The 24,122-nt window shown below is 36.0% G+C and carries 23 protein-coding genes; 11 read left to right on the top strand and 12 right to left on the bottom strand.

Annotation, left to right across the window (positions count from 1 at the left end):
• Nucleotides 1–152: 152 nt before the first annotated feature.
• From AC5YDH_RS03365 to AC5YDH_RS03355, 3 genes are all read right to left on the bottom strand, one after another.
• A complete protein-coding gene (locus AC5YDH_RS03365) occupies nt 153–1,133 on the bottom strand; it encodes a bile acid:sodium symporter family protein (RefSeq protein WP_496116883.1) in 981 nt (326 codons plus the stop codon).
• Nucleotides 1,134–1,286: 153 nt separating this feature from the next.
• A complete protein-coding gene (gloA, locus tag AC5YDH_RS03360; protein ID WP_496116882.1) occupies nt 1,287–1,688 on the bottom strand; it encodes a lactoylglutathione lyase in 402 nt (133 codons plus the stop codon).
• Between the two features lies 1 nt (nt 1,689).
• Complete coding sequence (locus AC5YDH_RS03355) at nt 1,690–3,843, bottom strand: AmpG family muropeptide MFS transporter (protein ID WP_496116881.1); 2,154 nt, start codon at nt 3,841–3,843, stop codon at nt 1,690–1,692.
• Between the two features lie 183 nt (nt 3,844–4,026).
• Between AC5YDH_RS03355 and AC5YDH_RS03350 the strand changes: the two genes are divergently transcribed.
• Nucleotides 4,027–6,645: a Lon protease family protein gene (locus AC5YDH_RS03350; RefSeq protein WP_496116880.1), complete on the top strand. Its 2,619-nt coding sequence runs from the start codon at nt 4,027–4,029 to the stop codon at nt 6,643–6,645.
• Nucleotides 6,646–6,694: 49 nt separating this feature from the next.
• Here the strand turns inward: AC5YDH_RS03350 and grxD are convergent, their stop codons facing one another.
• The gene (gene grxD, locus AC5YDH_RS03345) at nt 6,695–7,036 is read right to left on the bottom strand and encodes a Grx4 family monothiol glutaredoxin (protein ID WP_166323214.1); all 342 of its coding nucleotides are present in this window, start codon (nt 7,034–7,036) and stop codon (nt 6,695–6,697) included.
• Between the two features lie 200 nt (nt 7,037–7,236).
• Between grxD and AC5YDH_RS03340 the strand changes: the two genes are divergently transcribed.
• Nucleotides 7,237–8,448 (top strand): aspartate aminotransferase family protein, encoded by a 1,212-nt coding sequence (locus AC5YDH_RS03340; protein ID WP_496116879.1) that lies wholly within the window; start codon nt 7,237–7,239, stop codon nt 8,446–8,448.
• A 91-nt stretch (nt 8,449–8,539) separates the two neighbouring features.
• Here the strand turns inward: AC5YDH_RS03340 and AC5YDH_RS03335 are convergent, their stop codons facing one another.
• The 3 genes from AC5YDH_RS03335 to surE form a co-directional block, all read right to left on the bottom strand.
• Nucleotides 8,540–9,469 (bottom strand): LysR family transcriptional regulator, encoded by a 930-nt coding sequence (locus AC5YDH_RS03335; protein WP_496116878.1) that lies wholly within the window; start codon nt 9,467–9,469, stop codon nt 8,540–8,542.
• A 93-nt stretch (nt 9,470–9,562) separates the two neighbouring features.
• Nucleotides 9,563–10,375, bottom strand: a complete 813-nt coding sequence (locus AC5YDH_RS03330; RefSeq protein WP_496116877.1) for a peptidoglycan DD-metalloendopeptidase family protein — start codon at nt 10,373–10,375, stop codon at nt 9,563–9,565.
• A 188-nt stretch (nt 10,376–10,563) separates the two neighbouring features.
• Nucleotides 10,564–11,331 (bottom strand): 5'/3'-nucleotidase SurE, encoded by a 768-nt coding sequence (gene surE / locus AC5YDH_RS03325; RefSeq protein ID WP_496116876.1) that lies wholly within the window; start codon nt 11,329–11,331, stop codon nt 10,564–10,566.
• A gap of 108 nt (nt 11,332–11,439) precedes the next feature.
• On the opposite strand from surE, the gene AC5YDH_RS03320 reads away from it, so the two are divergent.
• From AC5YDH_RS03320 to AC5YDH_RS03300, 5 genes are all read left to right on the top strand, one after another.
• Nucleotides 11,440–11,808 carry an MCR_0457 family protein gene (locus AC5YDH_RS03320; RefSeq protein ID WP_496116875.1) on the top strand — a complete coding sequence of 123 codons (369 nt, stop codon included), beginning with the start codon at nt 11,440–11,442 and terminating at the stop codon, nt 11,806–11,808.
• 176 nt (nt 11,809–11,984) lie between these two features.
• Entirely contained in the window at nt 11,985–12,359 is a 375-nt protein-coding gene (locus AC5YDH_RS03315; protein ID WP_496116874.1) for an MCR_0457 family protein, read from the top strand.
• A gap of 118 nt (nt 12,360–12,477) precedes the next feature.
• Nucleotides 12,478–13,626, top strand: coding sequence for a D-alanyl-D-alanine carboxypeptidase PBP5/6 (gene dacC, locus AC5YDH_RS03310; protein ID WP_496116873.1), 1,149 nt, complete (start codon nt 12,478–12,480; stop codon nt 13,624–13,626).
• A 113-nt stretch (nt 13,627–13,739) separates the two neighbouring features.
• Entirely contained in the window at nt 13,740–14,270 is a 531-nt protein-coding gene (locus AC5YDH_RS03305) for a gamma carbonic anhydrase family protein (RefSeq protein ID WP_496116872.1), read from the top strand.
• 92 nt (nt 14,271–14,362) lie between these two features.
• Nucleotides 14,363–15,160 (top strand): abortive infection family protein, encoded by a 798-nt coding sequence (locus tag AC5YDH_RS03300; protein WP_496116871.1) that lies wholly within the window; start codon nt 14,363–14,365, stop codon nt 15,158–15,160.
• A gap of 66 nt (nt 15,161–15,226) precedes the next feature.
• On the opposite strand, the gene AC5YDH_RS03295 is transcribed toward AC5YDH_RS03300, so the two are convergent.
• Both AC5YDH_RS03295 and AC5YDH_RS03290 read right to left on the bottom strand, forming a co-directional pair.
• Nucleotides 15,227–16,522: a flavin monoamine oxidase family protein gene (locus AC5YDH_RS03295; RefSeq protein WP_496116870.1), complete on the bottom strand. Its 1,296-nt coding sequence runs from the start codon at nt 16,520–16,522 to the stop codon at nt 15,227–15,229.
• Nucleotides 16,523–16,753: 231 nt separating this feature from the next.
• The gene (locus AC5YDH_RS03290) at nt 16,754–17,791 is read right to left on the bottom strand and encodes a linear amide C-N hydrolase (protein WP_496116869.1); all 1,038 of its coding nucleotides are present in this window, start codon (nt 17,789–17,791) and stop codon (nt 16,754–16,756) included.
• 339 nt (nt 17,792–18,130) lie between these two features.
• Between AC5YDH_RS03290 and AC5YDH_RS03285 the strand changes: the two genes are divergently transcribed.
• Genes AC5YDH_RS03285 through purB form a run of 4 tightly spaced genes read left to right on the top strand, consistent with a single transcriptional unit; the run spans nt 18,131 to nt 21,944 of the window.
• A complete protein-coding gene (locus AC5YDH_RS03285) occupies nt 18,131–18,616 on the top strand; it encodes an NUDIX hydrolase (protein WP_496116868.1) in 486 nt (161 codons plus the stop codon).
• 4 nt (nt 18,617–18,620) lie between these two features.
• Entirely contained in the window at nt 18,621–19,754 is a 1,134-nt protein-coding gene (gene mnmA, locus AC5YDH_RS03280; RefSeq protein WP_496116867.1) for a tRNA 2-thiouridine(34) synthase MnmA, read from the top strand.
• Nucleotides 19,755–19,767: 13 nt separating this feature from the next.
• Nucleotides 19,768–20,499 carry a high frequency lysogenization protein HflD gene (gene hflD / locus AC5YDH_RS03275; protein ID WP_496116866.1) on the top strand — a complete coding sequence of 244 codons (732 nt, stop codon included), beginning with the start codon at nt 19,768–19,770 and terminating at the stop codon, nt 20,497–20,499.
• Nucleotides 20,500–20,555: 56 nt separating this feature from the next.
• A complete protein-coding gene (gene purB / locus AC5YDH_RS03270) occupies nt 20,556–21,944 on the top strand; it encodes an adenylosuccinate lyase (protein WP_496116865.1) in 1,389 nt (462 codons plus the stop codon).
• A gap of 152 nt (nt 21,945–22,096) precedes the next feature.
• Here the strand turns inward: purB and AC5YDH_RS03265 are convergent, their stop codons facing one another.
• The 3 genes from AC5YDH_RS03265 to sohB all read right to left on the bottom strand — a co-directional run bounded on the left by AC5YDH_RS03265 (nt 22,097) and on the right by sohB (nt 24,030).
• Nucleotides 22,097–22,336: a hypothetical protein gene (locus AC5YDH_RS03265; RefSeq protein WP_496116864.1), complete on the bottom strand. Its 240-nt coding sequence runs from the start codon at nt 22,334–22,336 to the stop codon at nt 22,097–22,099.
• Nucleotides 22,337–22,363: 27 nt separating this feature from the next.
• The gene (locus tag AC5YDH_RS03260) at nt 22,364–22,819 is read right to left on the bottom strand and encodes a hypothetical protein (protein ID WP_496116863.1); all 456 of its coding nucleotides are present in this window, start codon (nt 22,817–22,819) and stop codon (nt 22,364–22,366) included.
• Nucleotides 22,820–23,067: 248 nt separating this feature from the next.
• On the bottom strand, nt 23,068–24,030 hold the full coding sequence (gene sohB / locus AC5YDH_RS03255; protein ID WP_496116862.1) for a protease SohB: 963 nt from the start codon (nt 24,028–24,030) through the stop codon (nt 23,068–23,070).
• Nucleotides 24,031–24,122: the final 92 nt, after the last annotated feature.

Raw genomic sequence — 24,122 nt, 5'->3', positions numbered from 1 at the left:
CTCATCAAAAATGAGGAAAAGGTGAAAGAATTAAATTATTTCAGCAGATCAACACCACAACAGACCATTCTTTTGGCCCACCGAGACGGATACCGTCAGAGCTAAGCACAACAAGTGGGCAACATTATACTTTATATTTTACATAAAGCGAACTATTCTTTCTCTTTTGCTTCAGCTTTATTAGACCAGTAGTTTGCAATGACACCGCAAACCATAAGTTGCATTTGATGGAAAATCATAATAGGTAAAACAATCATTCCTAATGGCTGACCAATAAACAAAATTTGTGCCATTGGTACACCACTTGCCAAGGTTTTCTTAGAGCCACAAAAGAATATTGCAATTTGATCTGCTTTATTAAAACCTAATAATTTCGGAATATATAAGGCTAAAAGCATTACAACTGTTAGCAACACTGAGCATGCCAAAATTAATAAAACCAAAGTATTAAAACTAACAGCCTTCCATAGACCAGCAACTACTGCTCCACTAAATGCACCATACACCACCATCAAAATTGAACCCTGATCAAATGCTTTGACAATACTGGGTACTTTTTGCATTTTGGGAAATACCCAAGGTCTTAAAATTTGCCCCAAAATAAACGGGATCAAAAGTAACAACGTAATTTGGATAATAGATGCTGTTGGATCAAAATCATGCTTGACCTGACCCAATATAAATACACTCACCAATACAGGTGTAATAAACATCCCAATAATATTAGAAAAAGATGCACTACATACGGCGCTTGCAACATTACCTTTAGCTACAGAAGTAAATGCAATTGAAGACTGAACTGTAGAGGGCAAAAAGCACATAAACAAAAAGCCCCAATACAACTCTCTACCTAATAATGGTTCAAGTATAGGTTTTGCCATTAGCCCCAGTATTGGAAATACAGCAAAAGTAAGCGCAAAGACAAGCGTATGAAGTTTCCAATGCATAATCCCTTGCACTACTGCTTCACGTGATAATTTAGCACCATGTAAAAAAAATAAAATCGCAATGGCAACTGTTGTTAAAATACCAAAGTAATATGCAGCCTGACCCGATACAGGCACTACTGATGCCAATATAACCATTACAACCAATAAAATCGTAAAACGATCTAAAGCCAACAACTTCAACATTACTTCTTCCTTGTATTTATCAACCGACATTAAAAAGCTCAGTATGAGAATTTACCTTTCGATAAACTATCTTACTGAGCTTTTAGAAAAAAGTGTCTATATCTATTAAAATATTCACTATTTTCTTAAACTATTTACCCTATATAAGGTCTATTAGTTATTACGTGCATTTGAGTCTTGTTGAATCAACTCAATTTTATAGCCATCTGGATCTTCAACAAAAGCAATAACCGTTACACCGCCCTTCATAGGACCTGCTTCACGTACAACATTACCACCACGTGCTTTAATTTCTTCACACGCTTTATAGGCATTATCTACTGCAATTGCGATATGCCCATAAGCATTACCTAATTCATAACTTTCTGTATCCCAGTTATGAGTAAGCTCTAGTACTGTATTATTTGCTTCATCACCATAGCCTACAAAAGCTAATGTGAAACGACCTTCTTCATAATCACGTTTACGAAGCAATGTCATACCCAGTACTTCAGTATAGAACGCTAAAGATTGTTCTAAATTGCCTACACGTAACATGGTATGTAACATTCGCATACTATTCACCTTCATTTGCAGTAAGTTTTTGATGGTTTCTGAGTAAAATTCCAACCCAAACAACTAAAACCAAAATTGGAACACCAATTAATGTAGTCATTAAGAAGAAATTTGGATAACCAATATTAGTCACTATAGTACCTGAATAACCACCTAAAATCTTAGGGGTTAACGTCATTAATGAGCTGAAAATTGCATATTGAACTGCTGTAAATGACACGCTCGTTAAACTTGATAAGAAAGCAATAAATGCTGCTCCTGCCAGACCTGAAGCTAGATTATCGACAATAATTGCAAAATAGAGCCAACCGCTACTATATGGCTTAATCACTTTTCCTGACACTTTTACGCTTTCATTTGAATTTGTATCAATTGCAGGGATCGGTTTTAAATCTACATTTAAAGTATGTTTTTGTTCAGATGTATCTACGCTATATTTATGCTGTACTGCTAAGCCAGTTTTGTCATTTTCTACAAGTGTAGCCGTGATATTTTTAGATGGTGAGTTCAACAATTTTTTGGCATCAATTGCCGTACTAAACATACCATCTTTGTCTAATTTGGCATCAAGTTTTTCACCATCCAACGTCACTACAATTTTTTGTTGATCATTTAACGGCGCACCAAAGTACTGTCCTCGAACAACTAAACTACCATTTTTTTCTTTTGCAGAAATTGTATTATCACTTGTGACAGGCAATAGTTGCATAACAGTTTGATGATTTTTTTGAACCAAATACGGTAAGTTTGCTGTTATAGATTCATTAGAGTTTACATAACTCGCTTTTACATCTAACCGATGACTTTGCACTAAAACCTGACTTGGAATATTCACTTGCCAATAGCCAACTTCATCAACAGATGCTGCGTATGCCTGAGTACCTACGTGAATTTGAACATCATTAAGTTTCTCACCCGACTTCACCAAACCAACAAAAATAAGGTTGGTTGAAGATGCAAGTACAGCACCTACAAACATCAGCTTCATGATGTTCATACGCTGTGCTAGCAAGCCCCCTAAAAAACCGCCAATTAAACTAAAAATCACACCATAAATTTTTACAGCTTCTGCAATTTGCTCTTTCGTAAAGTTTAAATCTTGATAAAAGACATTCGAAATGACACCTGCAATAATGTCTGAAATTCGGTAAAAACCAATCAGCAACAATAAAACTAAAGCAAGTTTTACCCCATAGCGCTTAAAAAAATCTGCGATAGGATGAACCCAAGTTTCATACGCCATTTGCTTATTCACAGCACCTGATTTAACTAAAACAGAACCCATACATATAGCAACAGCACCTGATCCTAAAAAGCGTAATGCTTCAAAACAAAACAATAAAAATGAATCTGAAATGTTTAATTGTGTTTTTAAGCTTTCGGTTAGGTTTCCTGAATAGATATAACTCAGTACAAAACTAATAACGGCAATGAAAAATACCGTGACCAAACGATAATAATCACCACGTTTATATTCTTTACGAATACGATCTACTTGTGGCTCACGAATACATAATGTTGTCAGGATTCCGACCAACATCACCGCAGCCATAATTAAATACGTGATTTTCCATGCACTATAAATGTAATTCCCTTTTGCCGTTCCAAAAGATGCAGCTAGAAACAATGCTCCAGCACCAGCAACTATCATCCCTATTCGATAACCTGCGTTATAGGTAGATGCCAACACCGTTTGCATATTAGTTTCAGCAAGCTCAATACGGTAAGCATCGATCACAATATCTTGCGTTGCGGCAGAAAAACCAAGTAATACTGCACCTACCGCCATTTGATAAATATAGCCTTGCCCTAAAGAAGGATCTGAAAATGCCATAATACAAATAGCTAAAATAATTAAGCATTGTGCAATGAGCAACCAAGCCCTACGCCGACCTAATAACTTCGTTAAAATAGGTACAGGAAGTTCATCAACTAAGGGAGCCCAAACAAATTTGAACGAATAACCGAGTGCCGCCCAACTAAAAAATGTCACTGCACTTTTATCTATTCCTGCTTCACCTAACCATAAAGATAAGCTAGAAAAAATGAGTAAAATCGGAATACCCGCAGAGAAACCCAAGAACAGCATAATTAATGCACGTCGGTCTAAAAATGCAGTAAAAGCCGATTTCCAATCCTTAGTTTGTGTTGTCATTACTTATTTATTTTCTGCAAAAATGAATAATTGCTATTCAAACGCTTAATACAAATAGATTCAACATGATTTATGAAAACATTCATCTTTTTATGACGAAAAACTTTATGTTTGCTTGAATTTTTCCCTTAAACCTGTATATCTTAAACTTCTCATGTTTAATTTTGTTTTGGACCTAAAACTGTGCCGAAAAAACTCGATCAAGTAAAAACTGCTGTCGCTGCCAACACAACAAACATAACCTCAGATACAACTCAAACTAACCTGATATCAGCATTTGATCAAACAGAAATCCTTCCTACGCTTACTCAAACTAAGCTTGAAGCGTCTCAGCTTACACATACACCTGATCTTGTAAAAATTCCCTCTTCAACAAAACGTATCAAACCATTAAATAATTTCTTGGGACAAGACCGAGCACGTGCCTCTGTAGAAGCTGGCATTGCACTACCATATTCTGGATACAATATATTTGCTGTAGGTACAGCCGGTTTAGGCAAACGTACAATGGTGAAGCGTTTGCTTCAACAACATGCGAAAACTATGCCTACGCCTAATGACTGGGTCTATGTTTATAACTTTAAACATCCACGCCAACCTATTGCGCTACAAATGCCCGCAGGACAAGCACCCAAGTTTCAAGCACAACTACATCAAACTTGGCAAACAGTACTCAAACAGCTTGAACGTCGTTTTACCGCAGAAACGTATCACAACCGTATTGAAATGATTCGTCAACAAACGGGAGATGAACAACATCTTGCACTTATTGAGCTTACTAAAGAAGGCGAAGAATTAGATTTAAAACTTATCTCGAACAATGAAGAACACTGCTTTGTTCCAATGCATTTAAAAGACAATAAAATGCAAGAAATGACGCAAACTGAAATCAATGCACTCAACAACAAAGATCGTGCTGAAATTTCTGCAAACATTCGTTATATGGATAAAAAGCTTGAACGACTAGGTATGCATTTGGGTGATTTAGAAGATCATGCTCGTGACAAAGTCCAAGTGTTAAACCGTGATATTGCCAAACAAGTTGTTCTTCCTCGTATTGAAGCATTGTTAAATAAGTTTAAAGATGTAGCTGGTTTAGCCGACTATCTTAAACACTATGCCGAAGACATTATTCATAATGTTGAAATTGTTTTGGAACAAGAAGAAGATGACTTTACTGCGGGGCTATTTAGTCGTGTACCTCCACGCTATCAAGCCAATATTGTAGTAACGCATAAACCTAATTCTGGTATGCCTGTCGTATTTGAAGATTTCCCAACGCATTACAATTTATTGGGTCATGTAGAACAACTTACTCAAAATGGCACCATTACCACAGATTTCACCTTAATACGTTCTGGTTCACTGCATAAAGCCAATGGCGGATTTCTCATTCTCGAAGCAGAGCAATTATTAGAACAACCTTATGCATGGCAAGGCCTAAAACGTGCACTTAAATCGGGACAGCTCAAACTTTCCTCTTTGGAGCACATGATTACCCTAACAGGAAGCATTTCTATTGAACCCGCCGCAATTCCTTTAAATATTAAAGTGATATTACTTGCAGAACCTGAAATTTATTATGAAATCTTAGAACTTGAGCCTGAACTTGGTAGCATTTTCAAAATTCGTGCAGACTTTACGGATACCTTACAGCGTAATGAATTAAACGAACAAGCCTATATGCAGCTTATTGCAGACTATGTTCAGTCCGATAAATTACTGCCTTTTGACCGTAGCGCATTAGCCGCATTACTTACAGATTCAAGCCGCCAAGCTGAAGATCAAAGTTCATTATCACTTCATGCTTTAACCTTGGGCGATCTCATTCGCGAAGCACATCATCATGCAGAAAAAGCAGATGATAAAATGGTCACAGAAGCGCATATCAATACAGCTTTAGACCATCGTAAATATCGTTTAGGTTATTTACGCGAATTGTATTGGCAAGATTTATCCCGCGGTACACAACTTATAGAAACACGCGGACATCGCTTAGGACAAATTAATGCCCTCTCTGTCATTCAATATGCAGATGTAGAATTTGGCTTACCTTCTCGTTTAACTGCTTCAGTTTATCAAGGTGGTGGCGATATTCTAGATATTGAACGCAGTGTAGAACTGGGTGGCTCTTTACATGCCAAAGGCGTGCTATTGATGTCAAGTTTCTTAAAAGCTCACTTTGGCCGTGAACAAATTTTACATTTCTCTGCTGCATTAGCTTTTGAACAAAGTTATGGTCAAGTAGATGGTGATAGCGCAACAGTTGCCGAACTTTCAGCACTTATTTCTGCAATTAGCCAATTACCAATTGATCAATCTTGGGCAATTACTGGTTCCATGAATCAATTAGGTCAGGTACAACCTATTGGCGGTGTCAATGCGAAAATTGAAGGCTTCTTCGATGCATGTAAGCTTCAAGGGTTCACGGGTAAACAAGGCGTTATTATTCCTCGTCAAAACATGCAACACCTCATGCTCCGTAAAGATGTAATTGAAGCGGTAACCGAAGGTCAATTCCACATTCATGCGATTGATACGATCGATCAAGCACTTGAAATTCTGATGGCTCGCCCTGTAGGTACACTGGATAAAAAAGGTCGATATACCAAAAACTCTATTTATGCTGCCGTTATGGAACAACTCGAGTACTGGCAAGCAATAGAAGATGGTGCTGAGCTTGAAGAAGAAAAGCCAAAGAAAAAGAAGAAAAAAAAGAAGGACAAGAAAAAAGAAAAGCTAAAAGATGCTGAACACACACCTGAAACTTCAGAACATCTATCAGATGAAAGTAAAATTTAAATAATAAAAAAGCGCCCTAGAGGCGCTTTTTTTTGCTTCAACAACTGAATTAAGCTTCAGGTGCCGCGCTATATTGTTCAACTAATGTTTTCAATTCACCAGTTTGGAACATTTCTAGCATAATATCGCTACCGCCAATCAATTCACCATTGATCCACAATTGTGGGAATGTAGGCCAATTTGCAATTTGTGGCAAAGTAGCACGAATATCTTGGTTTTCCAAAATATTTACATACGCAAATGGACGACCAATTTGACTAAGCGCTTCTACCGCACGTGCAGAGAAACCACATTGTGGAAATTGTGGTGTGCCTTTCATGTAAAGAAGAACTGCATGTTTAGCAATTTGGTCACGAATTAACGCTTCGGTATCGCGTGCTTGTTCAGTCATTGATAAATCCTCAATAATTCTGCTTCGCATTATACCCAAATCTACGCAAAACAGTATGTCAAAAGTAATAAATCCATTTTTATTTACAATCGGGCTTTAATTTTAAGACAGATTTTGCTTATATAGAACATCTTAATACCTTTGATCTATTTGGTATTAATACCCAAATTTCCCAATCAACTAACAGATAAGAGTTAGCCATGAATAACATTACCTTTGCTCCCGTGCAAACTGATCAACCATCACACTTGATGCCTGTATTTGGCCGTCAGAAGATCAGCTTTGTCCGAGGACAAGGTTCTTATCTTTATACAGCAGATGGTACCGAATACTTCGATGCACTTACAGGTATTGCTGTTTGTGGTTTAGGTCACTCACATCCTGCTGTTACTGCCGCTATTGTTGATCAAGCATCAACTTTAATTCACACAAGTAATTTATTTGAAGTGCCTTGGCAAACTGCTGCTGCCCAAAAACTTGCAGAAGTTGCAGGTATGGAAGAAGTTTTTTTCTCTAACAGTGGTGCAGAATCAAATGAAGGTGCAATTAAAATTGCGCGTAAATTTGGTCACATGCAAGGTGTAGCAAACCCTAAAATAATTGTAGCCGATCATTCATTCCATGGTCGTACAATGGCAACACTTTCTGCAACAGGCAATAAAAAAGTTCAAGATGGTTTTGGTCCACTTGTTGAAGGTTTTATTCGTGTTCCATTTGGTGACATTGAAGCTATTGAAGAAGCAGCCATTAATCATCCTGATATCGTGGCAATTCTAGTTGAACCTATTCAAGGTGAAGGTGGCGTAAATACTGCACCTCAAGGCTTTAGCTACTTAGAAGAAATTCGTCAAATTTGTAACCAACATAATTGGTTAATGATGCTTGATGAAGTTCAAACAGGTAACGGTCGTACAGGTAAATACTTTGCTTACCAACATACCAATATTATTCCAGATGTCATTACCACTGCAAAAGGCTTAGGTAACGGCTTCCCTATTGGTGCTGTAATGACTCAAGGCCGTGGCGTTGGGGTGTTAACTGCGGGTAACCATGGTTCTACTTATAGCGGCACACCACTTGGTTCACGTGTAGTTTATACAGTGATAGATACTATTCAAAAAGACAACTTAGTTGAAAATGCTGCCAACATGGGTGCTTATATTGTTGAGCAGCTTAAACAGCAACTTGCAGATCAAAATGTCATTGTACGTGGCTTTGGCTTAATGATTGGTATTGAATTACCAAAAGCTTGTCCAGAATTGGTTGATATTGCACGTGATGAATATAAATTAATTCTTAATGTAACAGCAGGCTCTGTAATTCGCTTACTTCCTGCATTAAATATTGATCAAGCTCAAGCAGATCAACTTATTGAACGCATTGTAAAAATGGTTAAAACTTATTTAGCATAAATAGGTTTTTGTAAAACACCTTAACTAAAAAAGCCGCATTTCGCGGCTTTTTTACAATCTATCTTTTTACTTAACTTACTATACACGTAAATTAAGATACTTCTTGAAAACTACGTCCTGTAGAAAGCGGACCAAAATACTGTTTCAAAGCATCTAAACAACGATGAATTTTCATTGGTTGTTGATCATGTTTAGAAGTAATAGCATTTAAAGTAAATGCTGGAAGTTTCCACTCAGGTAATACTTCAACCAAAGCACCAGATCTTAATTCATTTTGCACATCAAGATATGTCAGTCTTGCAATACCATAACCTTGCAAACATAGTGCCTTCGCAACCATTACATTATTCGTTGTAAAACGTGAATCCATGTCCAAATTAATCGTTTCAGCTGTATTCATGTGCTGAAATGTAAAATTCTGAGCATTTTTTTGTAAATTTACAGGAATTAAATCATGATTACGAAAATCTTCTGGACGAGAAATCGGTGTTGATTGATTCAAGTAACTTGGAGATGCAACCAATACTTGCTCTACACGAGTTAAAGGAAAAACCTGCAAACTAGCATCTTCAGTTTTTAAACTTAAACGAAGTGCAATATCAATACGACCTTCAATTAAATCAATATATTGATTATCAGCTTCAATATGAACAGCCAAACCTCGATGTGCAGATATCCATTGTGACAATGCTGGTATTACATGATTCGCAGCAAGTTCTGGAGTCGTTGCTAAACGCAATTCACCCACAAGATCATCACGTAATTCATTGATCCGAATTTTCCCACGTTCAGCAGCAGCCAACATTTCTTTACAACTGTGGAAAAAAGCCTGTCCTGTTTCAGTTAAACTCAATTTCCGAGTAGAACGATGTAGAAGTGTAACCTCCATATCATTTTCCAAAGAACGAATTTGTTGACTGACTGCGCTCGTTGTAATTCCTAATTCACGAGCTGCACCACTAAACGAACTTTTTTCAACAACGCACGCGAATACGCCCATTGCACGAAGTTGATCTAACATAAATTTCCCTCTGAAATTACGAGAAGCTTCAACATAATATTAAAAGCAACTCGTTGTATTATACGGTGAAATCTATGTTTTGCATTATAAAATTTAATTTATTGGTAAAATTTTTGCGGGATCGATTGGCTTACCATCAAGGCGAACCTGAAACTCTAACATTGTACGAGATGTACCTGTAGAACCCATTTCTGCAATTTTTTGACCAGCAGTTACATTTTGACCACTTTTCACTAACATTTTATTGTTATGTGCATAAGCTGTAATATAACCATCTACATGCTTAACCAAGACTAAATTACCGTACTCCTTAAGACCATCTGCCGCGTAAACTACTTGCCCATCTGCTGCCGCATAAATTGGATCACCTACATTACCACTATAGCGAATCCCTTTTACATTTGATGCAGAATCAAATTTAGAAATAATTGAGCCATTGCTTGGTTTTACCCAACGCAAAGAACTTGATGCAGAACTTGCACTTACTGTTGGAGTCTTAACCGGTGTTATTGGTTTTACCGTTTGTGTTGCTGCTGTTGGAAGATCAATTTTTTGACGTTGAATTGGTGCCGCTTGTGTCATAGCCTGTGTATTTGTAGTACGAGGTGCACTCCCTTTTTTCAAGCGAATAGACTGCCCTACATAAATACGATACGGTGCTGCAATATCATTCATCTCTGCAACACTGATATAACTTAAGCCATAACGCGCTGCAATACCGCTTAATGTATCACCTGTACGCACAGTATAGTAATTTGGCGCTGCTGCATAACGTGTAGCATTGTTTATTTGTGGTTTAGAAGCACAACCGCTTAATACAACTGTAGTAATCATCGCTGTAGAGATTACAATCGTTTTTAATAGTTTAGGCATAGTCAGTCCACGACAATTTGACACCAAATGCATTCATCTTCCCCCGCTAATTTCAATCAATTCCACACATTAACACTAAGAGTAGCAAAAAAAAGTACTTTAAAATTCTATAGAAAGTACTTTTTCACAAACTTATAACAATCATGCTCATTATTTATTCACATTTTGCTTTTATTGCAAAAATACAATACGTTCTTAGGACTTTAATCGGCTTAAAACCATCAAGCTAAATCATCATTTAACTTTGTTAAAATTAAATAATTTGTCGCATCCATCTGAATAGGTGTAATGCTGACATAACCATTTGCCACAGCAAAAAAATCAGACTCTATATTATTGAGCCCTTGTTTCTGTTCTGTTACCGATTCACCAGAAAGCCCAATCCAAAATACTTGACGTCCACGTGGATCGACATGACTTGTAATAGGTTTAGACTGACTACGTCGACCTTGATATGTAACTTTTGAGCCTTTTAATTCAGCCACATCGGGAATATTAATATTTAAAATATGACGTGGTGGTAGTTCAGGTAAACCACGAACAATAAAATCATGAACCCATTGTGCTGCAACAGCATAATCTTGAGCTTCATTATAAGAGCGTACATTCGCACCGCAGAATGAAACAGCTAATGCAGGTTGTGCCATCAAACGCCCTTCAAAAGCCGCACCAACTGTACCTGAATACAAAACATCATCGCCTAAATTAGCACCACTATTAATACCACTAACCACCAAGTCAAATTCAAAATCGAATAGACCATTCATTGATAAATATACACAATCTGCAGGTGTACCATTTACAGCCCAGACATCCTGTGAAATTTGAATTGGGCGTAATGGTCGATCTAACGTCAATGCACTTGAAAAACCACTGCGTTCACTTTCAGGTGCAACTACAACCACTCGACCCAATGGTTTCAATGCCTGAGCTAAAGCCTGTATACCAGGCGCAAAAACACCATCATCATTCGCTATTAGAATATTCACGTGAATCTCTTATCTATTAATTTATTGACCAATAAGTTCAATTTATTGAAATGTAATAAATATTATATATATTGTTGCTTACAGTTCCACTCAAATACTGAGATTAAAATGCAAACTTTTAAAGCATTGTGCTATTCATTCGGACTTACTCTATTTATAGCACCTATGACCCATGCAACCACTGATTTAAGCGCAACTGAAAAAAACAGTATGATTAAAGAAGATGTTGCTTCTGCACAAGTAATGCAAGAAGTTTGCCCTGCTTTTATTGGTAAAAATGCCAAATTTGAACATAACATGAAAGGTCTGATCGCAGAATATCTAATCGATTATTCAGAGCCATCTATTTCACTAGAAAAACTTCAGCAAGATGCTGAGTATAAAGGCTTAATTCAAGAGGCTCGTGACGCAGCTAAAAGTACTTCTAAAGAAGAAAACAAACTTGCTTGTGAAGAAGTTTTAAGCATCGAAATGTAAAACTTTTAGGTTGTATGAAAGATCATGCAACCTATTTACACAATTTATCCATATTTTTTGCAAAATCTTTGCACTTTCAACATCTTTTATACACTCAGCATCTTTTCATTTTTATAAAAATAGACAATCATCATAGCGTTAAAAATATATACAAAAATTTTAGGTAAATATTCGTTATGAAATCTCAAATTTTAAAATCAATGAGCGCAATTGCGTTAAGCTTAGTGTTAAGCCAAGTAACCAATGCAAAAGATGCAAACATTGAAGTAACACCAATTCAAGATGTCACTCATCAAGAACTAGCTGCAATTTATGTTTTATCTGAAATTTGCCCTAGCCTAGTGTCTGATAAAAAACAATTTGATGCTGGCTATAAGAACCTAGTAACTGAATACTTAGCTTCAGAAAAAGATCCAGTTGCAGCATTAAATTTATTATCTAAACAAACCAGTTTTAAACCCATTTTAGATGAAGCGAAATCTGATGCAAAAAAAGCTGGGGACGAAAAAAACAAGGCTATTTGCAAAGAAGTCGCAACTTATAACAATTAATTTATATTCGTTACAATAGTTTTGAAAATTAGCTGATTTTTCCCGTAGAAGTCAGCTTACATTTACCCTAGAATGCAAGAACGTTGTGCTTATATCAGAATATTGGAACCACCTAAAAATGACCGGAAAAAGCGCCCTTGCTGCATTGATATTATTACCTAGTTTTTCATATGCAGCGACTGTCTTAACGACACCACCAGAACTCAACAATAAATCTTATGTTTTGATGGATTATGAAACAGGGCAAATCTTAGCTGCTAAAGGCGAAAATGAAAAATTAGCACCTGCTTCAATGACAAAAATGATGACAAGTTTCATCATCGAACAGAAGTTATTGAAAGGTGAACTCACGGAAGATGAAAAAGTTCGTATGAACGAATCTGCATGGTGTCGTGGTAGTAGCACGGAATCTTGCATGTATGTTCCGCTGAATGGCACAGCTACAGCCTTAGAAATGTTGCGTGGTATTATTATTCAGTCGGGTAACGATGCTTCTAAAGCAATGGCTGAACATATTGCAGGTAATGAAGGCACTTTCGTTCACATGATGAATGAAGAAGCTAAAAAAATTGGTATGACAAATACGCAGTTTATGAACTCTACAGGTATGCCTGCTGAAGGTCATTATTCAACTGCAAAAGACATGGCAACTCTTGCAAAACACATTATTCATGACAGCTCTAAATACTACCCAATTTATTCTGAAAAAGAATTTACGTTTAATGGTATTAAGCAAGGCAACCGTAACGCATTGCTTTATACAGACCCAAGTGTAGATGGTTTAAAAACAGGTCACACCAATGAAGCGGGTTATTGCTTAACAACTTCTGCTAAGCGTGGTCCTATGCGCTTAATTTCTGTGATTTTTGGTGCGCCAAGCATGAATGAGCGTGCATCTCAAACACGTGAGTTATTGGCTTGGGGTTATGCAAACTTTGAAACTGTAAAAGTTCAGTCTGCAAATCAAGTTTTGGCTGAATCTAAAATTTGGTACGGTAAAGAAAATGACGTTCAAATTGGTTTAGCTGAAAACTTTAACGTAACTATGCCTAAAGGCAAAGCAAACGAAATTAAAACTCAACTTGTAGTACAACCAAAATTGACTGCGCCACTTCAAAAAGGTCAAGTTGTAGGTAAATATGTTGCGAGTTTAGACGGTAAAGTTATTGCAGAAAAACCGCTTGTTGCTTTACAAGCTGTTGAAGAAGCAGGTTTCTTCTCTCGTATGATTGATCATATCAAGCAATTCTTTGCTAACTTATTCTAAGGATTTATCTTTTCAGATAACGTCATCTTAGACTTAAGATAAAGCATCTATATTTCGATATAGGTGCTTTTTTATTTATACTTCCCTTTATTCTAAAAAATGTGATTAATCTTATGAGCCAAAACATTCGCCCTTATTTAGACACTGCCCCACAAATTGATGATTCTTGTTATATCGACCCAATGTCTGTTGTGGTGGGTGATGTTGTTTTGGCTGAAAATGTTTCTGTTTGGCCTTTTGCGGTAATTCGTGGCGATGTGAATCATATTCGTATTGGTAAAAATTCGAATGTTCAAGACCACTCTATGCTTCATGTAAGCCATAAAAAAGCCGATAAGCCTGAAGGCTCACCGTTAATTATTGGTGAAGATGTAACTGTTGGTCATCATGTAAAATTGCATGGCTGTACTATTGGTAACCGTGTTCTTGTAGGTATTGGTACTATTATTTTAGATGATGTTGTTGTTGAAGATGATGTGATGATTGGTGCAGGTTCGCTTGTTCCACCCAATAAGCGTTTGGAAAGTGGTTATTTATATGTGGGTAGTCCTGTTAAGCAAGTTCGCAAATTGACTGAAAAAGAACTCGCATTTTTGCCTTATTCTGCTCAGAACTATGTGAAAGTTTCAGGGAATTATAAATAATATCTTTAGTTTTAAACATTTCATGTTAAATATTAATTATTTATGATAATTACTTCCACTTTTCTACTTCTTTTTATATTTTTAAAACATTTATGTCAAAAATACCTCTAAATCTTGTAGCGATTCTCGCCGAAATTCTTCCAGAAAATGAAAGTCATGCGACTTTAGATAATTTATTCCTATATGCTGAAATTACATCAGAAATTCCTGATGTAAGTAAGCCAGCAAAAGTTCAGCAAGTTCTTATGAATGTCAATAAATCAGAGCCTGAACCACTAAAAATCCTAGGAAAGTTATTAGAAAAATATTTAGATGGCGGAATTTTATATCCTAGTAATCAAGAACGTTTCGATGTACAAATTAAAAATATAAAAAGAATTTTATCAGAAAACTCTTTACTTTATATTAAAGGAGGGATAATTAGTGGCTCTCTGACAACACCCACTAAAAGCTTAGAGAATGTCATAAAAGGGTTAGAGATACCTGCCTTAGATCAAGAATTCTTAAGAGCTTTAACACATGTAGACACCAGCCCAAGAGAAGCCGTATCAGCAGCAAGTAATATCTTAGAATCTATTTGTAAGGTTTACATCTCAGAAAATAATTTAGCTATGCCCAAGAAAAAAGATTTAAAAAATTTATTTGATGTAGTTAGAAAGTCTTTAAATATTCAGAGAGATTCTATCGAAGATGAAGATCTTCTAAGAATAATTTCAGGAATTATTTCTGTTGTAGATGGAATAGCATCCTTAAGAACTCATGCTAGTTCAGCACATGGTGCAGGGTTAAAGCTATACAATTTAAAGCCAAGACACGCTCGACTTGCTATTCATTCTGCTCATACAATTGGATTATATATACTAGAAAGTTGGAAAGAATCTCAAACTTAAGCTAGAACAACTCACCTCGAAAGAAAACATACTGAATATTAAAAAACGAATGGGATTTAAAACTAGCTAGATTTTCCCCGCTGTTTCCAAACCATTTATATATGCACCATGCACTGTACCGGCATACTCTAAACTACAGTGCTCTCCTGTAAAAAAGATTCGCTCATTAACAGATTCATTTAATGTATTAACCAAACCCTCATTATGCCCAATAGCAGGAAAGCTAAATGAACCATAACTAAACTCATCTGCACCCCAACGAGTAATCAATATTCGTTTCGGTTGATCTGGTAAATTATTTAAGCTTGTATTTAAATTTCTACAGATAAAATTCCAAACTTTCACATCTGTTGCTTCATCAATAAATGTAGATTGATTGCCACCAAACAACATTAAACAAATAGGTTTATTATAAATTTTGGATAAATCTAGAACATTAAACCAACCACCCTTCACCCAATAAAAAAAACTATTCGAATTGGAGTCAACTTGTAAATTAAGAGATTCTTCCAATTCAAAAAATACTTTATTAAATGAACCAAAGCCCATTTTAGAAATAGCGTTTTGATGTTGCTTTGGTAGCTCAGGAACAAATGTAATTGAATCTTTTTTCAAAACACCTAAAGGTACACTCACCACAACTTTAGATGCCAAATATTCTGCATTATTGGCATCAACAATTTTTACAGCGTTATTTTCTAAACGTATTTGGGTAACTTTTACATTGTTTTTAATGACAAGGTTTTTAGATAATTCACTTAAAATTTGCGTATAGCCTTTCGGGAAAATGACTTCATCACCATCAAAGTAACCCTCATATCTCTGAAAATGCGTTGAAAGTTGATTCAACTCTGTCGCAAAAGGATCATTCGCGAATCTTTCAAAATACGAATACAGTAATTTTTTAAATTGATTCGGAGAAAAACTAAGGCTATTTATTTCTAAATTATCTAATATTTTTGTCAAAGCATTTAGCGCAGAATCATGTTCTGATTTTAAAAGTAATTGCTCAATACGTTTTACATATTGCACAAACTCTTGTTTTTCTGCCGCAGTAAATGCTTGACCATTTTCATGAAAAAAATCTGAATCTATATAATTAAATATAGCTGTTTCAATTTTATTATTTTGCACTATTTCCCAAAGTGGGTTGTTCTCAATACCGTGAATCCACGATGCGCCTAAATCGAACGTTTCATCTTCATTCTTTATAGAATATAAGCGACCGCCTATTCGATTTCTTGCCTCTAAAACAAGAACATTTTTTCCAGATTTTTTTAGTTTATCTGCACATGAAAGCCCAGCAATACCAGAGCCAATCACAATAACGGGGAGTGAATTTTGTTTTGTTTTCAACATCATTATTATTGAGCTATTTCTAGGAATTACAGTATAAGTAAACCTTTTAAGTCGTTTGTCATTTTTTCGTTCACCTTTAAAACAAAGTTTGTAAACCGATTTAACAATCAAACTCAATTAGAAGTAAACAACCATTTTTTTAATTTAAAATAAATTTTTCAAAAAATTAAATATTTATCGTATATCTTTATCAAATAAAAAAGGCACACTTAATTCAGTGTGCCTTTAATAATATTAGTTAATCGCGACTGAATATACTTCTGTAACATTCTTAAACTGTTCAAAATCATACTTCGTATAATTTAAATTACTATATTCACGCACATACATTAACCCACCAGTTAAATCAGTTAATACAGTCCATACTGTATATTCACGTGCAACAATGGCTTGTCCATGTAACGTTGTATTCACTATATTAATGTTCTTTGGTCGATCAAAATTATTCATAATATGTGATAATTCAACAATCTGTTCATGTGCATCATCAACTTGATTGTAAAAACTTGAATAATAAAAGGCCTTAATAAAGCGCCCTACAGATGTATTTGAAGATGGAATGTTATGTGTCGCAATACCACTATCGGGTTGAATCAGTGTGATTCCACCAATTTTAGCAGCAGGCACATCAACATTCGTCAATTGCGTATAATTATTTAAATTCGTTAAATGCCACGGAAACTCTGGACCGTTTGTCATAACACCAATTGGATTATCATAAATTGCCAATGCACTATCTTTAATTTCAATCACAACCGATTGATTATTTTTATCATAAAAAACGAAGTGGAATGGCGAATTTAAACCTAAAACTTCAATAATTCCAGACCAAACATTGACCTGTTTTAAACCTTCCTTCAACTCTTCTACAGTTGCAAAATTCGCTACACCCCACTCGCCTAGTGCTTCGTAAGGAATTGAGTTTTCATATTCAGTAGGGTCTAATGATTTTAGACCTTTGTGATGATACATATTTAAACTAAATGACAAACCAGCTTGATTCATACCTTCTAAGCAATCATATTTTTCAGATGCACTCTGAGGCATTGTTAAAGCCATGATTGGATACTTTGCTTTATACGCTAAGCCCATAGTCTTGTTATCTTCCGATACATGTTGAAATACATGTCCTTCTGGAAAATATGTAAAACTTGAAACCAATGGGGATTCTGAAAACTCTAAAGTACGGCCATGGTATACATTGCCTTTTTTATCTGTAACTTTTAATGATGTACATGCAAATGTTAAGTTTGGCGTATTTGCGTCAGACATTTCTGTAATCTCCACTTCTAATAATTAATCATGAATTTCCTCTACTTCCTTAAATTATATGAATTCTTAGATAAAGTGATCTTTTTCATCTAATTTTTTTATTTATTTTTATTAACATCACAAATATTCACCTACATTTCTTTGCAAAAACAAAAAAATGACCCAAATATTACCCACTTCGATGTAATTATCTACATTTACCTAATATGTCATCATCTTATTTAAATCTACAATTCCATACACAATACAAAGATAATATGACGGAAAACAACAATCATCATAGCCACGTAACTCAAAATTTTATACAATAGCAATATCCTTATCCCATGGTGCTTTTCTATGACCGCTTGGACTGCTCACGTTACTGTAGCAACCGTTATTGAAAAAAACGGGAAATTCCTATTTGTTGAAGAACACACAGAAGGTGTGACTCATACTGTGTTTAATCAACCAGCAGGTCATGTAGAGTGCGGCGAGCCCCTCATTGAAGCAGCAATCCGTGAAACCATGGAAGAAACTGGGCATGATGTAAAAATTGAATCATTGCTTGGTATTTATACTTACACGCCTCCAATGTTTCCTGACCGTACATATTATCGTTTTTGCTTTTTAGCAAAAGACATACAACACCATGTAGATGCTCAACTTGATGCAGATATTATTGGCGCTGTATGGATGACATTGGATGAGCTGAAAGAATCTGCACGTGCCCGTAGTCCATTAGTGATTAAAGCCGTGGAAGATGCTTTAACAGGTCAAAAATATCCTTTATCGCTCATTTATGAGCATCAAAACTCTCCCTTATTTACAAATATGGATGCCTAATCCTATGCAACAACGTGTCATCGTCGGTATGTCTGGTGGTGTAGATTCTTCTGTTTCTGCTGCACTACTTCTTCAACAAGGTTACCAAGTTGAAGGTCTTTTCATGAAAAACTGGGAGGAAGATGACGGCACGGAATACTGCACGGCAATGGAAGATCTAGCCGATGCTCAAGCCGTTTGCGACAAAATTGGGATCAAACTACATACAGCAAACTTTGCTATGGAGTATTGGGATCGAGTATTTGAGCACTTCTTAGCTGAATATGCAGCTGGTCGTACACCAAACCCAGACATTTTATGCAATAAAGAAATTAAATTTCGTGCATTCTTAGATCATGCCGTAAATTTAGGCGCAGACTTTATTGCAACGGGTCATTACTGCCGTCGTGGTGAAACTTTAAAAAATTCACGTGGTGAAGAATATGCACCTCTACTACGTGGTTTTGACCAAAATAAAGATCAGACTTATTTCTTACATGCTGTGCATGGTCGTGAAATTAATAAAACTTTATTCCCCGTTGGTGAAATTGAAAAACCTGAAGTTCGTCGTATTGCAGAAGAACTCGGACTTGCAACAGCGAAGAAAAAAGATTCTACGGGTATTTGTTTTATTGGTGAACGTCGCTTTAATGACTTCTTAAAACAATATTTACCAGCTCAAGCAGGAAAAATTGTACTAGATGATGGTAAAGAGGTTGGTGAACATCACGGCTTAATGTACTATACGCTCGGTCAGCGTGGTGGTATTGGCTTAGGTGGCTTAAAAGGTGCTGCTGAAGGCGCATGGTTTGTTTTATACAAAGACATCGAAAATAACCGCCTAGTGATTGGTCAAGGTCATGAACATCCTCTTATGCAAAGTACTATGCTTTGGAGTGAGGAAATTGACTGGGTTGCAGGTGAACAAGAAATTCCTGAATCAGGTTTCCGCTGTACTGCTAAAACGCGTTATCGCCAACCCGACCAAGGCTGTGTTCTATTCAAAGATTCAACCATGCCAAATGGTGTTCGTGTCGAATTTGATGAACAACAGCGTGCTGTAACCCCAGGACAAAGTGTAGTGTTCTACGCAGATGAAGTTTGTTTAGGTGGCGGTGTAATTCACCATACCAATGCCCCAAAACCTGATTTTATTTAAAGGAATATTGAGCATGACGGAGTTACCGTTTCAATCGCTTCAAACTCTGAATACACGTCAAAATAGAGCTTTGGCGTTAGCTGCTGTTTTTCAATCAGCACAGCTTACGCACATGACCGCACTATCAGGACGACAGAGCACAGGCGAAAACGGTAACTTTTATTTAGAACAATTAATTAAAGCCAGTTTAAATATTCGACCACAAGCCAAACCGTGTTCCCAAACTTTAGATTACTTTAATCAACTTGCCGATATTTCATTAGGATTGAAAACATTAGAGAATAGTATTACTCAACCCTTCAATCCTTCACCTAAATCTAGACTTCCAAAATTTTCACAAACCAAACTACCCATGTCCTATGCTATGTCTCTTCTACATTTAGAAAAGAAGGTGTATAGCAATCCAAAATTTGTAGAAATTATTGAACAATCACAACAAAAAATATTAAAACAACTTTCTTTTTTCGATAACAACTATCTCCATCCTAGTATCATCGCAAACCTAGCCCAAACCTATGTAGATACAGCAGGACAAATTAATCCTCGTATTATGGTGAAAGGCAATGCGGAAGCTTTCAAAGACAGCTCGCATACCAACCGTATTCGTGCATCATTATTTACTGGCTTACAAATGGCGCATTTATGGCGTCAATCTGGTGGAAGTTCATGGAGTATGATCTTCACCAAACGTAAGTTACTTAAAGATATTCAAGATCTGGCTCGTTTGCAGTTTCAGGTAATTTAACCTATGCAAATTGAGTTTTTGTTTTTTCGCTTAGTTCCAAAGTTTAAGGAATCGCTATGAACGCTTTAACCGCACTTTCTCCATTAGATGGACGCTATGCTAGCAAATGTGATGCTTTGCGCCCTTTCCTCTCTGAGTTTGGTTTAATCCATGCTCGTGTGACTGTTGAAGTTCGCTGGTTACAAGCACTTGCAAACCGTCCTGAAATTACAGAAGTTCCTGCATTTTCAAACGAAACAAATGCTGCACTTGATGCAATTGTTGCAAACTTCTCTGAAGACAATGCAAATCGTATTAAAGAAATTGAACGTACAACAAACCATGACGTTAAAGCAGTTGAATACTTCCTTAAGGAACAAATTGCAAATATCGCAGAATTAAAAGATGCTGGTGAATTCATTCATTTTGCATGTACTTCTGAAGACATTAACAACTTGTCTCATGCTTTAATGCTTAAAAATGGTCGTGACGTTTTAGTTACCGCTATGCAGCAAATTATCGACTCAATTGTTGCTCTTTCTGTAACTCATGCAGAACAACCAATGTTGTCTCGTACACACGGTCAAACTGCTAGCCCAACAACATTAGGTAAAGAAATGGCGAACGTGGCTTACCGCCTTGCACGTCAAATCAAACAATTCAAACAAGTTGAATTATTGGGTAAAATTAACGGTGCTGTAGGTAACTATAACGCTCACTACTCTGCTTACCCAGAAATTAACTGGCCTGCACACTCACAAGCTTTTGTTGAATCTTTAGGTTTAGCATTTAACCCGTACACAACGCAAATTGAACCACATGACTACATGGCGGAACTTTTTGATGCGCTACGTCGTTTCAACACAATCTTAATCGACTTTAACCGTGACGTTTGGGGTTATATTTCACTTGGTTTCTTCAAACAACGTTTGAAAGAAGGTGAAGTTGGTTCTTCAACTATGCCACATAAAGTAAACCCAATCGATTTTGAAAACTCTGAAGGTAACTTAGGTATTGCAAATGCTGTACTTGGTCACTTAGGCGAAAAACTTCCTGTATCTCGCTGGCAGCGTGACTTAACCGACTCAACTGTTCTTCGTAACATGGGTGTTGGTTTTGCACAAAGCTTAATTGCTTTTGAAGCTTGCTCTAAAGGTATTGGTAAACTTGAATTGAATGCTGACCGTATTCTTGAAGACTTAGACAATGCTCAAGAAGTATTGGCTGAGCCTATTCAAACTGTTATGCGTCGTTATGCAGTTGAAAAACCATACGAAAAATTAAAAGCTCTTACTCGTGGTCAAGCAATGACTCGCGATATGATGGTTGATTTTGTAAATGGTAATGAACTTTCGGCTGTTCCTGCTGAAGATCGTGCGCGTTTAGCTGAAATGACGCCTGCTACTTACACAGGTAATGCAGCAGAACAAGCAAAACAAGTTGCTGACCTAATCTCTAAAATCTAATTTTAGATAAATAAAAAAGCGAAGCTCAGGCTTCGCTTTTTTATTTGATCCCTCTCCGTTTAGGAGATGAATAACAGGTAATCCAATAGGATAGTTCTAAAGTTCTCTCTCCCTTTGGGAAAGAACTAAAGAGGGAAATTTTATGAGAATACTTATTCCACGGGACAATACTTCGCCCAATCATCCTTCATTCGCTGTAATTCACAACCTGTAAGAACATCACTATAGTAAATATAATAAATTGCATCAGGATACTGAATTTCATGACGGAACATCATGCCACGAAGTGACACAGACAATTCTTCAGGAAAATCATCACCCAAATTTAATTCTTCAAAATCATAATTAAAATAACAATTTTGAATTGCTACAAATGCTTCAGCAACAGCCATCTTTCTACTCTAACAATGAAATATACTTTATTTTATCTGATTAAAACTCGCAATAGTTTGCATTTCAGTGGGTTCAATCCATTTTAAAACGACGGATTCTCTCAAAGAGGAATTTTTAAACTTATCGTAAAACTCGAAACACACATAATCGCCCGATTCTTTACGTAGCAGATGATCTTCAAACCTTAAGTGTCGATAATAAGAAGAATTTTCAAATTTAATGACTATCCTTTCAAATTCGTTTTTAGAATTTATATTTAATTTATAGTATTGAACAACACCACAACCATATGAAACTTTAACTATTTGTTGCGATTGTATATAAAAAGCAACAATCATTATAAATAGCCCAGGCCCAAAACTGTACCAAATAAATCCCTCGTGTTGTATCTCACGTCCGTTCAAACTCATAATTCTTGGTATAACAATTGGACCTAAAACTAAAAAGACAAAGCCTATCACAACTAAAAATATAAATAACATTATAGAACATCAATCGTGTTTTTATCATTTTTCTTATTCTATACTTATTACTACATTACTAAAATACACATAACTCATCCCAATCAAATTTCTCGAACTCATTATTCAAATTTAATTTTTCATTTCAATATATACTTTATTTTAAATCAATGAGATTTATATAATGATCCCCTAAGTTATTAATATTAATAACTTAGGAAAACAAATATAAAAAAGCTCGCCAAAGCGAGCTTATATATGCGAAATATTTAAAGTTTAGGATCGCGCATTTGAACCAAATTTGAACTCGCTTTAGTCAAACTTTCCATTACTTTATTCATCACTGTAGGTACCAGAGAATCTGCAATTTGAGCTGCTTGTAGACCTAGTTTTTCACCAAAAGTTGGTTTTTTACGTGTTTCAATCACATAAATATCATGCTTCGATAAAAGACTTAAAATGTATTCATCCGATGTTTTTAAGCTATCTACCAAGTTTAAATCTAAGGCATCTTGACCGTACCAATGCTCACCTGTTGCAACTTTCTCAATATTCAATTGTGGGCGATACTTTTCAACAAAATGCTTAAACAAGTTATGCGTTTGCTGTAATTCTTCTTCAAATTTAGCTTTACCTTCATCGGTATTTTCACCAAACATAGTCACTGTACGTTTAAATTGACCTGCTGTGTAAAGCTCGAAATCGACCTTGTTTTCTTTTAACAAACGGTTGAAGTTTGGCACTTGAGCAACCACACCAATTGAACCAACTACTGCAAATGGTGCAGATACAATTTCAGATGCAATACATGCCATCATATAACCACCGCTTGCAGCAACTTTGTCGACACAAATGGTTAAATGAAAACCCGCATCGCGTAAGCGCACTAGTTGTGCAGCAGCAAGTCCATAACCATGCACCATACCACCGGGACTTTCTAAACGTAAAACCACACGATCTCGCCCTGCTTTAGCTGTTGCTAAAACCAAGGTAATTTCTTCACGTAATTGTTCTACAGCAGATGCCGCTGTATCACCTTTAAAGTCGAGCACATAAATTTTTTCATTGGTTTTTTTACGTACGCGTGCTTCTTTAACAAGTTGTTGTGTAAGCTGTAAAAATTCAAATTTAGAAGCTGTTGTTTGAGCTATTTTTTTGCGTTGTTCATTTACTCGAGCATTTAAATGATGCACTCGAATTTCAGCAGGAAATTTAGTTGCGTGAAATAACATATAATAAAGCTCATCTAATACATATTTATATTTTATAAGATGTGGGCTTTGTAACAAAAAATCAATGCCTATTTGTAAATAATTCTCATTGA

It is taken from the genome of Acinetobacter sp. FY683 (assembly GCF_059515885.1).
Note: the sequence above shows the minus strand (reverse complement) of the source record. Positions and strands in the feature narration are given on the sequence as shown.